14 protein-coding genes and 1 tRNA gene are annotated in these 17,527 nt (G+C 39.7%); 7 read left to right on the top strand and 8 right to left on the bottom strand.

Features of this window, described 5'->3' with window-relative positions; genetic code table 11:
* Positions 1-29: 29 nt before the first annotated feature.
* On the bottom strand, positions 30-257 hold the full coding sequence (locus tag IPM71_03270; GenBank protein ID QQS51759.1) for a hypothetical protein: 228 nt from the start codon (positions 255-257) through the stop codon (positions 30-32).
* Between the two features lie 123 nt (positions 258-380).
* Here IPM71_03270 and IPM71_03265 point away from each other — a divergent pair, with 123 nt between their 5' ends.
* Positions 381-1,139: a hypothetical protein gene (locus tag IPM71_03265; GenBank protein ID QQS51758.1), complete on the top strand. Its 759-nt coding sequence runs from the start codon at positions 381-383 to the stop codon at positions 1,137-1,139.
* 243 nt (positions 1,140-1,382) lie between these two features.
* Here the strand turns inward: IPM71_03265 and IPM71_03260 are convergent, their stop codons facing one another.
* The 3 genes from IPM71_03260 to IPM71_03250 form a co-directional block, all read right to left on the bottom strand.
* Positions 1,383-2,219 carry a nitroreductase family protein gene (locus IPM71_03260; GenBank protein ID QQS51757.1) on the bottom strand — a complete coding sequence of 279 codons (837 nt, stop codon included), beginning with the start codon at positions 2,217-2,219 and terminating at the stop codon, positions 1,383-1,385.
* Between the two features lie 111 nt (positions 2,220-2,330).
* Positions 2,331-3,524: an ABC transporter substrate-binding protein gene (locus IPM71_03255; protein ID QQS51756.1), complete on the bottom strand. Its 1,194-nt coding sequence runs from the start codon at positions 3,522-3,524 to the stop codon at positions 2,331-2,333.
* A gap of 48 nt (positions 3,525-3,572) precedes the next feature.
* Complete coding sequence (locus IPM71_03250) at positions 3,573-4,118, bottom strand: hypothetical protein (protein ID QQS51755.1); 546 nt, start codon at positions 4,116-4,118, stop codon at positions 3,573-3,575.
* Positions 4,119-4,246: 128 nt separating this feature from the next.
* On the opposite strand from IPM71_03250, the gene IPM71_03245 reads away from it, so the two are divergent.
* From IPM71_03245 to IPM71_03235, 3 genes are all read left to right on the top strand, one after another.
* Positions 4,247-5,044: a hypothetical protein gene (locus IPM71_03245; protein QQS51754.1), complete on the top strand. Its 798-nt coding sequence runs from the start codon at positions 4,247-4,249 to the stop codon at positions 5,042-5,044.
* 200 nt (positions 5,045-5,244) lie between these two features.
* Positions 5,245-6,477, top strand: coding sequence for an anaerobic sulfatase-maturation protein (locus IPM71_03240; protein ID QQS51753.1), 1,233 nt, complete (start codon positions 5,245-5,247; stop codon positions 6,475-6,477).
* Positions 6,478-6,886: 409 nt separating this feature from the next.
* Complete coding sequence (locus tag IPM71_03235; GenBank protein ID QQS51752.1) at positions 6,887-7,297, top strand: DUF559 domain-containing protein; 411 nt, start codon at positions 6,887-6,889, stop codon at positions 7,295-7,297.
* A gap of 385 nt (positions 7,298-7,682) precedes the next feature.
* Here IPM71_03235 and IPM71_03230 read toward each other — a convergent pair whose 3' ends face one another.
* Complete coding sequence (locus IPM71_03230) at positions 7,683-10,046, bottom strand: arylsulfatase (protein ID QQS51751.1); 2,364 nt, start codon at positions 10,044-10,046, stop codon at positions 7,683-7,685.
* 390 nt (positions 10,047-10,436) lie between these two features.
* Entirely contained in the window at positions 10,437-12,956 is a 2,520-nt protein-coding gene (locus IPM71_03225) for a TonB-dependent receptor plug domain-containing protein (GenBank protein QQS51750.1), read from the bottom strand.
* Between the two features lie 421 nt (positions 12,957-13,377).
* On the opposite strand from IPM71_03225, the gene IPM71_03220 reads away from it, so the two are divergent.
* Positions 13,378-14,154, top strand: coding sequence for a DUF4239 domain-containing protein (locus IPM71_03220; GenBank protein QQS51749.1), 777 nt, complete (start codon positions 13,378-13,380; stop codon positions 14,152-14,154).
* 288 nt (positions 14,155-14,442) lie between these two features.
* Here the strand turns inward: IPM71_03220 and IPM71_03215 are convergent.
* A tRNA-Pro gene (locus IPM71_03215) sits at positions 14,443-14,516 on the bottom strand.
* A 340-nt stretch (positions 14,517-14,856) separates the two neighbouring features.
* Here IPM71_03215 and IPM71_03210 point away from each other — a divergent pair.
* Positions 14,857-15,459, top strand: coding sequence for a hypothetical protein (locus tag IPM71_03210; GenBank protein ID QQS51748.1), 603 nt, complete (start codon positions 14,857-14,859; stop codon positions 15,457-15,459).
* Between the two features lie 155 nt (positions 15,460-15,614).
* On the opposite strand, the gene IPM71_03205 is transcribed toward IPM71_03210, so the two are convergent.
* Complete coding sequence (locus tag IPM71_03205) at positions 15,615-16,007, bottom strand: hypothetical protein (GenBank protein ID QQS51747.1); 393 nt, start codon at positions 16,005-16,007, stop codon at positions 15,615-15,617.
* 186 nt (positions 16,008-16,193) lie between these two features.
* Between IPM71_03205 and IPM71_03200 the strand changes: the two genes are divergently transcribed.
* Positions 16,194-17,510, top strand: a complete 1,317-nt coding sequence (locus tag IPM71_03200) for a hypothetical protein (protein QQS51746.1) — start codon at positions 16,194-16,196, stop codon at positions 17,508-17,510.
* Positions 17,511-17,527 lie beyond the last annotated feature (17 nt).

The raw sequence follows: 17,527 nt of genomic DNA, 5'->3' as shown, positions 1-17,527 counted from the left end.
CTATTCCTTTCTAATTTTTAATGTACGCGTTATTGTTGTTTTATTGTTCCATTTTTTATATCAAAGGATTTTTTGAGTTTCAAAAGTTGGTTATTCGCGGCATCTCTTTTAATGTTCAACGCTTTAATCTGATTCTTGTATTCGATGTCAACTTCATGTAATATTTCATCGGTTATCTCCTCAAGTTTCTTGATTCTATTCCCCAAAACACTAAGTTTGATGACCAATTTGTCGATACTTTCCTTATGGGTCGCCATAAAAAATAAAATAATTTGATGCCATGAAATTACGCTAATAGATGAGTGAGCGCAATACTGAATAAACAGTATTTTTTGCTACTTTTACGGCTGTAACCTATACAATTAGTTAGCTTTTAAGGGATGCTTAACCGATACTATGACTACAGTTTGTTTCAGAAGTTTTTTGAGGCTTATTCTCAAGCCGGAATTGAAGGCATAATTTCATCGGATAATTGGATTTCAGACTTGGGAAATAGTCTGGAAATGAATCGTCAGCTTTTTTATATTTCAGATGTCATTTTGATGGATATGCTGTATGTAAGTAAAGGCATAACAACCTTATTTGGCAAAGCCCCCGAACAAGTTACCCAAGGTTTTTTTTTAACCACCACACACCCCGATGATTACGACAGGCATCAACTTGCCCGGACAAAACTGATAAGTTTGGCCCAGGAATTATTCATCCAAAAAGGGGGGCAAAAAATCATGTCGGCAAACTTCAGGGCAAAACGACATAATGGTGTTTACTTTAATGCCCTTTATCAGGCCAACTTATTTTATAGCAAGGTTCCTTACGAATCAGTTTTTTTGAATTTAGTTCTCACCGATATCTCAGAGATAAAAAATACATCCAAGGGATTTCATTTTTACAGTGGCGATAACCCAGCCTATTTTCGTTTTCCTGATAATGAATTATTTATGACTACGAATAGGTTTTCGAATACTGAGTTTGCTATTATTAAACTTATTGATGATGGGAATAGCAGTTTAAAAATTGCGGAGAAACTTTTCAGAAGCCACCATACCATCAATACCCATCGCACTAATATTCTTAAAAAATCAGGAAAATTGTCGATTTACGAAGTAATTCACGATTTGAGAGAGAATGGGTTGCTTTGATTTCGAATGGTCTTGATTTTAAATCCCTGATTGTTGAATGCAAATATACTGTCGAGCCCGGTTTCCTCAACGATATTCACAACATAAGGTACATATCGTTAAGGTAGTGCCACTTTTTATTGGAATCGGCAGGCTATGCACAAACAGAATTAATGTTGACAAATAAGAACAGTGCAATACAAACAAAAGCTGAATTATAGGAAAATCGGGTTAGAAGGTTTTTCATTTTTAAGAATTTTTTATTTAAATCCATTTTACATCCACCGGCTTACGTGTAGGAATACGCAAGTATCTTTCTGCCGGATATCCTATTACTGATGAACTATAAGGAATGAAGCCGTCAGGAATTTTCAGCAAATCCATCAAAGGTGCATACATTTTTGCAGCAGTATTGATGATTCCTGTATATGTTGTTCCCAGACCTAACGCGGGTGCTGCCAGTTGAATCTGATGAATGGCAATCATGGCAGTGGCCATAGCAGAACGGTTGTCGGCAGGTGCATAGGCAACTATTAAGCAGGGGGCACCTCTTGAAATGCTATCAACACCCAATTCCCATGGCTCTGTAAACCTTGAAAGTTTTGCTTCCTGATAAAATGCAGGGTCAGTATCCTTTACTATTTTCATCCAATCAATGGCCATTTCCGACACATCGCGGATTTTTTTGGCATCATTAATTACAATCCACCTTAAAGGCTGCTGGTTACCTCCGTTTGGTGCAAACCTGGAGATATCTAAAAGGAGTTCTACTTTCTCTTTCTCAATGGGCTTTTTGATAAACGTCCTTATAGATCGTCTCGAAATCAGATACTGTCTTACTTTATCCCACTTAGGGATTAAATGAATATCAATTGGCTCACATTCCTCAGGTTTCATTGAACGCTGCTGGAGTGCCTCGGTAGGACAGATTGCCACGCAGTGTCCGCAATCAATGCATTGATCCCACGAATTTTCGATTGGAACCGGAAAGAGGTTTTTGGTAATTAAACGAACCGGACAAGCTCTGACACAACTTCCACAATTGATGCATAAATTCTCATCAACCTTGATGATTGTATCTAATTTGTACGATGTACTCATTTTTCAAGACTTGTCATTAAAGAAGGACGGCAAATCCAGTTTTTGCCACTTACCGTCCTTTTTATTTTGTTCACCTCAGTTATACTTATTTAATTCTGAGTTTCCTTTCTGTTAGCCTATTCTTCCGCCTGACTTTAATGAACCTGCTGTTTGAGGAAGTTTTGAAGTGGTGCGTTTTTTCCATTCTTCTTCCAACAATTCTCTGGCTGCTTGTTCTAGGAATTCAGGTGCAGCCCACTCGTTTACATCAAAATCATTCTTGATGTAACCATGGCTTAACATAAAATCCTTACCGATGGCAACAGCGGCGAGATTCAAAGGCGAAAGGTTGGGCACCAAATCAACATCTCTGATGCCTTGGTAAGTAGCCTCCACATCGCGGTAGAAGGTCTGCTGGTCGAGAATTTCGGCTGCAGCATACTTGTTTTGATTAGCCCAGCGACCGGCTCTAATCATACCTTTCATAAATGTGACTGCGAGTTCTGGGTGTTCCTTGGCCATAACATCGGTACAAGTGATAGCTGCAGGAATGTTAGCCACCTGAAGGCGCCAGTCGGGATAGCGGGAAAGGTCCTCGATGGCGGCAAACTTACCCGTTGCTTCGCTTACCTGCTGAAGCGGTTTGGTTTGCATGTACATGGCATCGATGATTCCACTTTCCAAAGCGGTTTCCAGCGGACGGAAAGCCAGGTCGCGCTTATGGTCACGCGCCAGCCACAAATCAATCGATTGTTCCATGGTGGCTTTCATCATTTCCGGTAAATTATACCAGTCATCGGCGTAGGGAAACTCAACCAACTCAATATCGTTCATAGTCATGCCGTTCATCCGAAGCATCAACTCAATTCCCTGATGCTCCTGTATGCGCCACCAATCGTTTTTAATTTGGTTCATACTTTTTGAAATACCGATTTTTTTGCCCTTTAATTCAGCCATCCGGTAGATATTGTCCTTGGCGCGAACCATCATAACGCCACCTTCGGCTGGCATCTGGGTTACTCCCAAAAGTTTGGTGCGACGGATATCGGCATGGACTTCGATAGGAGGAAACAAACCACCAAAGCGGATAAGGTTTTCCTGATTGTGAATGTAGTGGGGATACCAATCGGTTTCGGGGGTCGAGCGCATGTAGGCAAACTTCACCCCTATTTTTTTAAACTCTTTCTTGGTAAGCCCTAAGCCTTCATCTACGTTACTGGCCGAAACCAGCGGACAATTGGTGTAATACACCTCTTTCCAATTCAACTTAACCACGTTCAATTTTGTGTTTTCAAACGTTGTAACTTTAATTTTTTCGTTTGCCATAGTTTTTTTTATTTATTATTATTCTATTCTTTTTGAGGTGTTTAGCACCTATTTATTGCTTGCTATTTGTTCAAACGTCTTAATATTCTTAGTCTGAGTCGCCAATATGGCCCTGAGTTCTCGGGCAGTTCTAATGCGGGTGGCGGCAATTTCAACAATTCCCTTTCTAAAACTCTGGAGGGTATATTTAAAATTGTTCTGATCGATTATTTCACATAAAAGAATATGTTCTGTCGGATCATCGCCCTCCTGCTTGCACTCGTGCACAAAACCATAAAGAAAGGTTACTCCGTTTACTATATCCTGCGATGTCCATTGTAACTCACCATGGCCTCCAAATTCGTTGTGCCATGTGCTGCACCATCGTTTTATATCTGATCGCCAGCCTGAAATAATTATCTGTTTGGTATTATCTAAAATTCCGCCTCCAGGAGGCACAATCAGGCCAGCTTCGGTTCCAAATGAGGTGAATTTACCTTTCATCTCGGGCCAGTTAAAAACAATGTCGCGCTGAAAATCACCATTTTTGCTAATCTTTCCCAACCAGCTTCCACCAAAATAGTCGCGAAATAGTTGAACTGTTAATTCAGCCATAATTTCAATTATAGATGTGCACTATCCTAAATCTTTAAAAACCAAAAGATATTACCGCTTCTGACAGATCAAATTTCAAGCTATTTATAATCTGAATCAATACCTAGCCATCAGTATTTTTTTTAGCTTTGAAACTGGAATTATTAAATAATTCATCTAGCCGTAGTGTAATGAAAAGACCTTACAATTACAGTCTCTTTTTCGATTTTATCGAATCCTATTTACCGTCGGGGTTTTCAACTATTAACTCCACTGACCCGATTATATTGAAGCTGAATGAGGCAATGGATGAAAATGACCAGTTTTTTACTGTTTCTCATTTAGGCAAGATTAAATTTTTGTTAGCCAGTGAAGGCATAAAACGCTTGCTCGGTATAGAACCTCGCGAGCTGAATCCAAATCATTTTGTAGAGGTAACCCACCCTGACGATCTAAGCAGATTAGGTCTGTTAAGGGCCTTAACATTTGTTGTTGAGAAGGAGGTGCAGGAAACCAATAAAGCGAGTGCTCTGGCTTCATTTTCAATAAGATTAAGAAATCCTGAAGGACATTACCATAATTATATCTGTCAAGCCTATTTCTTTTATTCACCTGTGCCACACAACGCTGTTTTTTTAATTCAGGTAATTAGTAAAATCGACTGGTTTAAGATGAAAAACAATCTTTTCCATCATTATAAAGGGAAAGACCTATCTCTCTTCAGATTTCCTGATGAAGAATTGTTATCGATTGGGCCTGATTTATCTACCAGAGAATTAGAGATTGTGAGACTTGTTCAATCTGGACTGAGCAGCAAAGAAATAGCCGAAAAATTATTTCTTAGTGTAAACACCGTCAATACCCATCGCTCTAATATTTTAACCAAAAGCGGCAAGACCCACATATCAGATCTGATTTATGAGCTAAAGGATCAGGGCTTACTTTAGAAAACTTCATTTTCTTAAATGCTTTTTTTCTGAGTCACCAAAGACTTCTTGGTTTAATTCAGCGCCGGCTTTCATATCTGGTCATTTATTAGGCTCCTATTTACTGAATTTGTGAAAGCTTTCAATTGAACTTTAGCTGTTAATTAATTTTTTTATTTGTAGAATCGCAGCATATTTGATTTCGCTGAAAAAACGATAAAATGGAATCCTACCGCGCAAAGCCGACCTTGCCTATTTATTTACTCACCAAATCTGTTGGTTCAGTTTGTAACCTGAATTGCACCTATTGTTACTACCTCGAAAAGGAAAAGCTATACCCGAAAGACCCACAGCGCTGGTTTATGAACGATAAAGTGCTCAGTCAGTTTGTGGCACAGTACATTTACTTATCGGTGGCTCCGGCAGTATTGTTTACCTGGCATGGTGGTGAAGCTACCTTACGGGGAATGGATTTTTATAAAAAAGCATTTGAACTACAGAAAAAGTTCAGCAATGGCAAGAAAATAGAAAATATTCTTCAGACTAACGGTACAACTTTAACCGACGACTGGTGCAAATTCTTCAAAGACAATAACTTTCTTATTGGCATTTCGATAGATGGTCCCGAACATTGCCACGACCGGTATCGACGAAACAAAGGCAATCAGCCCAGTTTTGCCAAGGTGATGCACGGGTTGGAATTGCTTCAGAAACATGGAGTAGAATTTAATACCCTGTCGGTGGTAAACGATTACAATGCAAAATTTCCCGAAGAGGTCTACAGATTTCTTAAAAGCATAGGTAGTCGTTACATGCAGTTTACACCCATTGTGGAAGCTGTCGATATTAATGCCGGTCCCGGTGAACTAAAACTTCAGCATCCCGGAACTGACAAGGAGGCAGAAGTCACCGACTGGACAGTAGATCCGATAGATTATGGCGATTTTCTCATAAAAATTTTCGATGAATGGGTTCGCAAGGATGTGGGTGATTATTATGTGGTAACCTTCGATTGCATTCTTGCCAACTGGCTGGGAGTGCCGCCACCGCTCTGCATTTATGCCGAAACTTGTGGTAATTCTGGTGCTGTGGAATTTAACGGTGATGTGTATTCCTGCGATCATTATGTATTTCCCGAATTTAAACTGGGAAATATTATGAACGGCAACCTGATGGATATGATGCAGTCGCCCTTTCAAAAAGAATTTGGCCGGAATAAGCGCGATGCTTTGCCGGCTTATTGCCGAAAGTGCGATTATGTAAAGCTTTGCAATGGCGAATGCCCCAAGAATAGGATAATCAATACGCCTGAAGGAGAACCAGGGTTGAACTATTTGTGCGCCGGTTTTAAGAAGTTTTACAAACACACTGCACCTTATTTCGAGTTTATGGCCAACGAAATTAGTAGTAACCGTGCAGCCTCGAATGTAAGGCAGTGGGCGAAGGAGAGATAGGTTGAAAGACACACCCCTAGCCCCTCTCGAGAGGGGAACTAAGGCATGGAATTTAATATTTACATAAATGGGCGATGTCAATCAAATCTTAACAAGGTTAAAACTTTAAAACAGTTTAGCACAGTAGATTTGTTAGCAGTTCCCTTCCCCTCTTGAGAGGGGAAATGAAGTTAAGTAGGGTAACACACCCCTGAACCCTCTAGAGAGGGGAAATGAAGTAAGGGAACACACCCCTAACCCCTCTCAAGAGGGGAACTAAGGCATTGAATTTAATATTTACATAAATGGGCGATGTCAATCAAATCTTTACAAGGTTAAAATTTTAAAACAGTTTAGCACATTAGTAATAAGTAGATTTGGTAGCAGTTCCCTTCCCCTCTTGAGAGGGGTCAGGGGTGTGTAAAAATGCATGAACACAAGAAGAAAAATAATTCCTTATAACCCGAAGCTTAAAGAGCTGGCCAGACAACTGAGAAATAATTCTACGAAGTCGGAGATATTTCTTTGGCAATTCTTGAATGGAAAGCAGATGAGGGGCTATGATTTTCATCGGCAGAAACCAATAGATAATTTTATTGTCGATTTTTTCTGCAACGAGTTAATGCTCGCAATTGAATTAGATGGCTATACCCACCAACTAGATGAGGTGTTTGAGAAAGATCAGATTAAAAATAAAAAGCTTAATGAGCTGGGAATATGTGTGTTGAGGTTTCAGGATTCTGAAGTGTTGGACGATGTATACAATGTGCTTCGGGAAATTGAGAGTTATATTGATGAATTTGAAAAACATACCCCTGGTTCTTTCCAGGATGGAGTATGAGGAGAGGAAATTGAGCCTGGCGCAGCAAGACACACCCCTAACCCCTCTCAAGAGGGGAATTGAAGCGGAGTATTGGGACAAACATTAAACCTATCAGGAGGGGGAAATTAAGTTGAGTTAGGAAACACACCCCTGGCCCCTCTCAAGAGGGGAAAAGAAGCGAATAATGGGAACACACTCTAGAACCTATAAGGAGAGAGGAATGAAGTGGAGTAAGGAAACTCACCCCTAACCTTCCGTAAAAACGGAACAGGCTCTATCAATAGCGGAATTGAAGCGGAGAATTGGAACACACCCCTAACCCCTCTCAAGAGGGGAAAGGAGAAAAGAAAAAAAGCGGCTGAAAGTAAGTTTCAGCCGCTTTTTCTTTAAAATCAAAAAATGTTTATTTCTTCACTTCAATCACCAGATTTTCAATTTTACCATTGAATTTGTGCGAAGCACCATAGTCGGCTACCTGAGTGCCTTCGTCCATGCCTACATCGGCAAGATCGTCGACAGAGAATATTCCGGGCTGGGTTTTAGGTATTTTGGCTTCGGCAACTTTTACGCCGTCAACCAGTAAAGTTCCAACACCACCTTTTCCAAAGCCATCGCCATCGTATTTAAAATCGTACACAAGGGTATGTTTTCCAGCTTCCAGAGTTTTATTGGAACTCACAAAATAGCTTTCAAGGCCCAAATAGTTGTAGGCAAACATGGGTTTACCGTTTTTCAGATAGAGTGAGAGCCCTCCAAACCGGCCACCCTGGCAAACGATTACTCCATTGCCCTTGGCATGAACATCCACTTCTGATGTGATGGAATATGAGGTATTCCGAAGATCGATAAAGATATCCACCCCAAGGCCTTTCATTCCTTCTGCAAGAGTCATACTGGTTCTGCCTTCCATTACTGTGGGCCTGCCAACCAAAGCAGCATTGGTTCGTTCTAATGTTCTGTCATCGATAGGCAATACATGATATTTTTCTGCTTCTTTCATGAACAAATCCTGCAATTCCTTTAGCTTTTCAGGATTTTGTGCAGCCAGGTTATTGGCAAGGCTAAAGTCTTCGGCTGTATTGTAAAGTTCCCAAACATTATCCTGCAAAGTTGTTGCCGGTTTAAACTGCCAGGCAGCACGGTGGATAGTTCTTGCAAACCAGCCATCGGCATAGATTGCCCTGTTGCCAAACATTTCGAAGTATTGCACTTTGTGTTGTTCTTCCGCATGCGGGTTATCGAAGGAGTATGCCAGACTGGTACCTTCGATTGGATCTTGAGCAATACCGTTTACCATTTTTGGTGCAGGAACCTGAGTAATTTCGTAGATAGTCGGTGTAATATCTATCACATGGCCGAATTGTGCACGGATTTCTCCTTTTGCTTCAATGCCTTTAGGCCAGCTTATAACCATTCCGTTTCGGGTACCACCAAAATCCGATGCCACCTGTTTAGTGTATGAGAACGGAGCATCCAAAGCCACAGCCCAACCTGCAGAAAAATGCGGGTAGGTACTTTCTGATCCCCAATCATCGTAATGTTTGAGCATGTCGGGCACAGTCTCCTTTATTTGATTGAAATAGGTCATTTCGCTATACATACCATCCATTTGGCCTTCGGCACTCGAACCATTATCTCCGGCAATTAAAACTATCACTGTATTGTCTATTTCGCCTGTTTCTTCTATAGCCGAAATCAGACGTCCAATTTCGTAATCGGTATGTTGGGCAAAGGCGGCAAATACTTCCATCTGACGGGTAAATAATTTCTTTTCGTCAACTGAGAGACTATCCCAGTCTTTTATATCCTTTGGTTTGGGAGCAAGCTTTGCATTTTCAGGAACTATACCCATTTCTATCTGTCGGGCCAGTGTTTGTTCGCGTAATTTATCCCAACCCATATCGTACTTTCCCTTGTTTTTTTCTATCCATTCTTTGGGAGCATGATGCGGAGCATGAGTAGCACCCGGAGCATAATATATAAAGAAAGGTTTGTCGGGGGTTAAGGAGTTTTGAGCTTTCATCCACGAAATTGACTGATTGGTCATGTCGGTGGTAAAATGGTAGTTTGGATCATGAGGAATCTCTACCTGGGTGACACCGTCGTAAACCAGGGGAGCCCATTGATTCGTTTCGCCTCCAAGAAAGCCATAGAACTTTTCAAAACCCGAGCGGGTAGGCCATCTGTCCTGAGGGCCTGAAATGGAAAGTTCCCAGGGTGGTACTTCGTGGCATTTACCAAACTGAGCGGTATTAAAACCATTTTGGCGCAATACTTCGGCAACAGGAGTAATCGTCTGAGGCCTTACAGCATTGTTCCCTGGAAAGGCTGTTGCTGTTTCGGTAATTGAACCCATGTTACAGGAGTGGTGATTATAACCGGTTAATAATGCTACGCGCGTAGGGGCTGATAAAGCGGTTGTATGAAACCGGTTATACCGAAGGCCATTGTCGGCCAGTTTCTTCAAATTGGGCATTTCAACCGGCCCGCCAAAACAATCGGCAACTCCAAAACCCATATCGTCGATTAGAATAACAACTACATTGGGTGCATCTTCCGGAGCTTTTACCTCCCAGCGTTCGGGCGCAGTGGCATTTCGCGCATCAAGTTCAGTATAGGTTGGTCGGGCAGGTTCCTTAATCGGCAATACAGTGCGGTCGGGCTGGCTGCTATCTACAGAAGTCTGGTTTTCCACATTACGGGCACATCCACCTGCAAGTGTTAGTAAACCCGGAATTGGTAGTAGTTTTAAAAGGTCTTTGTTCATAGAATATCTGATGATTGAATTTATTCTGAAAGCTACGAAAATATTTTTATTGAATATTCATACTGCTTTCTTTTTTTTCTGAATGTGATAAGAGAATTTAGGAGGAAAACAGGCAGGTATCTAAATGTACTCCCACATGGACTAGTTATTTGAGGGTTAATATAACACCCTTTTAAAGGTGAGAATAGATTTTCAAAGGGAGCATTCTTAATTTTCATTCTAATACAAGACCAATTAAGAGTTGAATAAATAACAGAAGAGTTTTTTATCAATATTTACGATGAACATATTCATTGCCGTTTTTTTAGAAACAAGGAAAACCCTATACAGAGTCCTATTTCCCAATGGCAAGATAAGGGGAATACTGTTTAAATGCGGGTTATTAGCGAATTAAAAGCCTAATTGCACACCTATTGAGAATGTTCTGGCCCGCGGATATTGGTAATAATCAATACCATTGCTTACTTCAGGGTCGAGGCCAGAATAGCTGGTAATGGTAAAAGCATTTTGAAGTGTAGCGTTGATTCTTAAGTTGCCAATACCCTTAACCAAGTTCTGAAAAGCATATGCTACACCGATATAGTCCATTCGGAAAAATGAAGCATTTTCGACATAATAGTCAGAATAAATTTGTGAACTGTTAAACTTCGTTTCTTCGACATTGGTTGTGACATTATAATAATAAAGCGCCTCATAATAACTCAGCGCATTTTTATTGTTATAAACTGATTGTCCGGCATGCAACCTCCCTGAAAAATAAAACTCCCAATCTTTATATTTAAACTCCGATGAAATTCCCAAAATTACTTTGGGAGTGATTTGGCCAATGGCCCTAAAATCATCATAATTAATGGTGTCATCCGGAGTTAAGTCAGAATATATTCCTTCCAATGGTTTTCCGTTGCCTTCATATACTTGTTGTAAGGTATAAAAAGCATAAGGTGGCTGATCTTCTTTTAAAGTTTGTATAGTTCTTCCTCCAGGGACACCTCCTATTTCTCCTTTAGGAGTGCCTGCATATTGGTCATTAGGCGAGTTAACAAGGGTTTTAATATTGTAATAATTGTAAGACAAATGAGTGCCAATATTCCATTGCAATTGTTCACGGTAAATCAGCAAAGAGGATAAATAGAATTCAAAACTGCGGCTGCAAACTTCACCCCAATTTACATCTAAATAGTATCCGAAAAATGAACCATTTGGGACAATTATCGTTTGATGCAATTCTGTATTCTTTTTATCGATATATTGCAGATAACCTGTTAATTTATTTTCAAACAAGCTGTAATCAATTCCTACGTCGAAGTAGCGCTGTTTTTCTTCATTTAGTTCTGTTGATAGGCTGTTTGAATTTTCTTCTTTCAAAGGTACTTTCAGGCTGGTGCGAAAGACCAAATTATTAATACGCGATTGGGAAGCAAAGAAATTTTCTTCGGTTAATTTCCATCCCAATCCACCACCCCATGAGTTCAATAGGTTCTCATTTTCATAATAGTTGTCTGCATTTTCGTTTCTTAAATAAAGGTTAAGGAAATACTTGTTATGTAACCCATAGTCAAAACTCATAATTCGAAAACGAAGGTTGTAAATAGACTTTTCCCAATCTCTCTGATATCCTGAGGTGATGTAGATTTCTTCCTCACTTTCTGTATCGTTTTCATAATAATATTGCGTAAAGGCAATTTTCATGTAATTCTTATTTACTTTATTTACATGCATATAAGCTAATGATGCCTTTAAAGTCCTGTTTATGATGTCTTGCTGGCTAATCTCTTTCCAGTTACTATAATAAAAAGTATTCGTATCGGAATAATACTCTAATCTGTTATCGGTTTTTTGGTGGCTGTAATTGAAACCGATGCTTATTTCGGGGAGGAGATGAAACCGGTAATCAACCCCGAATTGCATATTGTATTGTTCTCCTTTATTGCCAGTATTCGTTTTATATAATAAATCAGTTGGTACTATCGAAGGTTTAAAAAAATTCGCTGAATTATATTCATCTGCAGTAAAGGTTGGATTTATGCGGCAGGCACTCACAAAAACATCCTCATTTGCCAGAGTATTTTTAAAACTATTGTAGTCGAAATTGAAATTTAGTCCAAGGTGTTTGTCGAAATAAACTGGTGTAATCGCTAAAGTGGTAGTAGTACGTTCTAATTTTGAGGTTTTAATTATTCCTTCGTGTATGGTTTTCCCGGCCGAAACGCGCACAGGAAGATTCAGATATGGTATTGTCCCGCTGGCACTAAGATGATGGTCCTGACTAATTGCCTGCTGAAAAATCTCGTTCTGCCAATCCATATCTGAATTGCCTGCATTAAAGGTCGAATCTAAATTCTCACTGCCAATCTGTCGGAATTCCGATGCAGTTAACACATCAACTTTCTCTGGTAAGTAAGAGATTGCCATAGTTCCGCTGTATTGCAAACTTATTTTATCGCCTCCTTTTTTGGTTTGAATAATTAATGCCGTATTCGAAGCCTTATCGTTGTAATAGCCAAGGGCACCGGCATTTTTATAATAGGTAATGCTTTCTATTTCATTGGGATGCAGCCATACGGTATTATTATAGATCGGAATTCCATTAATTACTATTACAGGTGATTCGGCATTAGAGAAATTATTTAAGCCATTGGTGGTTATGGAAAAGCTACTCCCTGGCATTCCACTATTTGAGACTATTGTTACACCAGGAATTTTACCAGCAATTAGTTCAAAGGGCGAAACAATGAATCCTTCATTAAAATTAGATTCATTAAGAATAAAACTCGAATAAACTTGTGTAATTTCAGCATTTGAATTAATGCTATCGTCAATAAATGTATTTGGTTGCGACCAAACTGATAAATTTGAAATTACAGTTACGAATAGCACAGTTAGGCCATACTTTATGGTTTTATGATTCATAAAGGAAAAATTTTGTTAGCTGATGAGGTTAAAGTTTAGTGAATTCACTTTTAGCAAATGAAAAATGCATTCGAAAATATTTCGGTAAACGCTATTCAGTATTTGCGATTGTTTGCAATCTATAAAATAGATTAACGAAAACAAAAATTTCTTAATAAATTTAAGAGAAAATCGTTTTAAAAATCTTTTCAACAGCATTGAATTGAAATAGTGGCTGGCTAATTTTTAAGAATTTTAGTGTTTGAGATTCAGATTTATTCGCATGATAGTTTCTATCCTCATCAGTTCTTTTCAGTGAGAAAGCAAGCCTAATATTTGTTGGGTATGCACAAAGAATTCTGATGGGGTTTGCACATGCACATTTACTCCTTTTTAAGGAGAGATTTTCATAATAATTGTAACTTATTCAATAAACAATAACATGAATAGTCATTCACTACTCCAGGCATCAGCAATGTTCTTTCTTCCTTTTCTGGTTGTGGTTATCTCCATACTTATTGGTAGATATTGGGGTAAATCCAACCTAAAAAAATCAGACGGAATAGCCCCTCAGCAATTGGGCAGCGTGGTGGGAGCAATATTTGCGCTTTTAGCTTTTTTGCTGGCTTTTACCTTTCAAATTGCAGCCAATCGGTTCGATGCACGCAAAGCATTGTTGCTAAAAGAGGTTACTATCATTCGAACCACCTACCTGCGTGCCGGTCTTTTGCCTGAGCCACTTTGTAGCGACAGTAAAAATCTGCTGGTCGAGTATGTCGATTTACGAATTGATCTTAGCCATGATCCTTCGAAGCTTTCTGGAATGATGAGTCGTTCGCAGGAAATACTGGATACTTTATGGAGCTTTGCAGAAAAGCTTGCAGCCGAAGACCGCAGTTCGGAAGTATATGCACTTTATACTGCCTCGGTAAATGAATTAGTCGATAATTATAACCAGCGTATCACCATGACCTTTGAGTACCGGATACCTCCCGCAGTATTATGGATCCTGTTCTTTATCACATGTTTTTCCATGGTTACACTTGGTTATCAGCTTGGAGTTTCGGGGAAATCAGGCTTTAAGGTGAATATATTGCTTGCCATCGTTTTTGCCCTGGTCATGTTTTTAATTTTAGCACTTGACCATCCCGAAACAGGAATCGCAAAAATCGATCAGAAACCTATGGAAACCTTGCAGAGACAGCTGCAAGGTTTGTAATTTCGAATATGGTAGAAACAATTTTTTCTCTTTGCATAGAAAGAAAAAGGCCAATTTCCGTTGACCTTTAGTCGGGGTAGCAGGATTGCTCCATTTTATCGCGAGGGCTTCGCCGTTCGAACCTACGACCCTCACGCCCAGGGCGTGATGTGCTGCCGGACTGCGCTGTACCCCGGAATATTATTCCCATCAAGTTTTGAAGATCCCCTTAGGGTTAAGTTGTTGTAAATAGTTACTGATCCTGCCAATTCCTGAAAACAAAAAAGGCCAACTTTCGTTGACCTTTAGTCGGGGTAGCAGGATTCGAACCTACGACCCTCTGCTCCCAAAGCAGATGCGCTACCGGACTGCGCTATACCCCGAAATCTTTTCTATCGGACGATTGTTAAATCGAGGGGCAAATGTAGAAAAAAATGTTGTGTTCGCAAGTCGAATCTTAAAAGTTTTTCGATTTGTTCGAATTCTCTCACAAAGAAGCCACCTTACTAGGTATTTTCGTGGATTCTTAGCTGTAAAAAACAACTGTGAAAAGTTCAATAACTATTATTATGCAATTTAGAAAGCTGTTTCTACAGCTAAATAGCAATGATTTTTTAATTTTATCGCTTGCAGTTTGAAATAAACCATTTCGTTGTGTATATTCATAATTTTTATACAAGCTGCACGTTAATTAATTACCGAACTACTAAAACCATCGCCACCATGAAACAAGTTTTTTCATCCACATATATACTTTTTCTAAGTACATTATTTTCTGTACATACTCTTGCAAACCAAAGCGAGACTGCTGTTTACGATACAGGCAGCATACGCTCGCAGCTCAACTATATGGTAAACAAGGCTTATGCGCACAACGAATATAAGATTATTAAATCGGTTGTTTTAAATAAATTCAAATCAAACCTGCTCGATACACTTGACCGCTACGACAACACTTTGCTGATTTTGAAAAACGATGCGGCTGCCAGTAACCAAACAGCTGATTCCACGCTTAAAGTACTGCAAGAGACTCAGCAAAACCTCGACAATGCAGTGCAGCTAAAGAATAGTTTCAGTTTTTTCGGTATTCATCTTCAAAAAGTACTTTACAATACCATTATGTGGAGCCTTGTACTCGGTCTTGGAACTCTGCTGTTAATAGGGTTACTTATTTTGAAGCGAAATAAACAATTTGTTAAAAACGCAGAAATAGAATTGAGCATGCTTAAGGAAGAATTTGAGAATCATCGTAAAACTTCCCGCGAGCGCGAAGAAAAGATGGCAAGAAAACACCTCGACGAGATTCTAAAGTTTAAAAAGCAATAGAACTTTTTAATAAACTTGCTGTAAAAGCCAGACTCAATTTTGTTTCTGAGTAAATCCTTTGGCACTTAATTCCTTTGATCCTGGCTGTGAAAAATGCAGAGAAAATACTAAAAATGAGCTTGCCAATAAGTATTTAAAAGTAGCAAAGAGGCAATCTAAAGCTCTACCTCCATCTTTTGTTTTACCAGCAACCAATCCAGCGCAGCTTGCCGGGTACAGAATACTTTCGCATACAAATTATCTGCCCTTAACAGTCTGATGGCAATGATACTGAATGCTGTTTCCCGCGGCCTGGTGTTTAGCACTGCTACCCTGATACCATGACTGTTTCTTATTTTCGCATAAAGCGTGTGTACAATCTGTTTAATTTCTGCAGGACTAAAAATAAACTCTGCCTCAGTGTGGTCTTCGAAGTATAGAATTTCTTTTTCTTGTTTCTGCGGAATTCTTAAATTAAAAACATACCTGATTATTTCCTCCGCAGTAATTTTGCCCGAATAAGTAGTTTGTATGATTCCCAGTTTGTGGTCGAAAGTGGTGTTAATCATAAGTGAGAGGTTTGGAAGTACTAAATATTCCCTCTAAATGTAATTTTTATTCTTTTTGCTTGAAGGGGATTTTGGCAAAAGACAGTTTTTTCTTGAGCAAATCAACATCTTTGCCGATTTTGTGTTTAAATTCACAATAGTTTTAGCTTTACTTAACCCGCTCCAATAACAATTTAATTTTACAGCGTGAAAATAGGAACACGGTTATTTTATAAATTTTTTCTTCTGATTTGTTTGGTGTCTGCTTCTGCCAAGGCTCAAAACAAGTCGATAGAAGGAACTCTTTTTGAGCTGCCCGATGTGATTTTTACACCTATGGAAGCCCCCCTTGGGACCGATGCAGCCTTTGAATTGCGCATTAAACAACCAATAGATCATAGAAACCCCGAACAAGGGTATTTTTATCAGCGGGCTTTTCTTACCCACCGTGGATTTGATCAACCCACAGTACTGGTTACCGAAGGATATGCCCAATCGCGCAATTATCTTTCAGAGCCCAGCGAGTTATTAAATGCCAATCAGTTAATTGTGGAGCATCGTTACTTTGGCAGGAGCATGCCAGAGAGTGTCGATTATACTTATCTTACATTAGAGCAGGTTACCGCTGATTTGCATAAAATCGTTTCGCTTTTTAAGCAAATTTATTCGCAGAAATGGATCAGCACGGGCATAAGCAAGGGTGGACAGACCACCATTTATTACCGTTATTTTTACCCCAACGATGTAGAAGTAAGTATTCCTTATGTGGCACCCTTTAATTTGTCGCTGCAAGATGCACGTATCTATGATTTTCTTGATACGATAGGATCAAATGACTGCCGCAAAAGCCTGTTGGATGTGCAGAGAAGGATATTGCAAAATCGGGAGGTGACTCTCGAAAGGCTTCGCTGGTATGCTTATGGCGCAGATTTAAGCTTTGCCTACCTTGGTTTTGAAAAGGCTTTTGAATATACTGTGTTGGAATACCCTTTTTCGTTCTGGCAGTGGGGGTACAATTGCAAAGATGTTCCCGATTCATCGGCTAGTATTGACGAAACACTGGTACATCTGTTGGATATCTCCGGCATTGATTTTTTTTCCGATTCGGAGATTGAAAACTATGGTTCGCATTTTTACCAGGCAGCAACGCAGATGGGTTATTATGGTTACCAGACCGATTCACTCAGGAACTACCTCAGGGTACTTAATTCACCTTCCTATCCGGGAGCTGTTTTTCCTCCTCTGGGCATCGAAACGGAATACGATAGCAGCCTTTCTATGAAAGCCTATGAATGGTTGCAGGAAAAGGGCGACGGATTTATCTACATCTACGGAGCTATGGATACCTGGACCGCTACAGCCATTCCGGAAAATAAAGAACTCGATGCGCTGTGGGTAATACTGAAGGATGCCGACCATGCCAGTGCCCGAATGGCCAATATGTCGCCTTCAGAACAAAAGAGGGTGATCGGGAAACTTGAAAAATGGCTGGGCTTAAAAATTAATCCGAACGACTTTCCTTAAGCCTGATTCTTCTTAGA

The organism is Bacteroidota bacterium (genome assembly GCA_016699695.1).
In the GTDB taxonomy this organism is placed as follows: Bacteria; Bacteroidota; Bacteroidia; order Bacteroidales; family UBA10428; genus UBA10428.
This window is presented reverse-complemented; position numbering and strand designations above follow the sequence as displayed.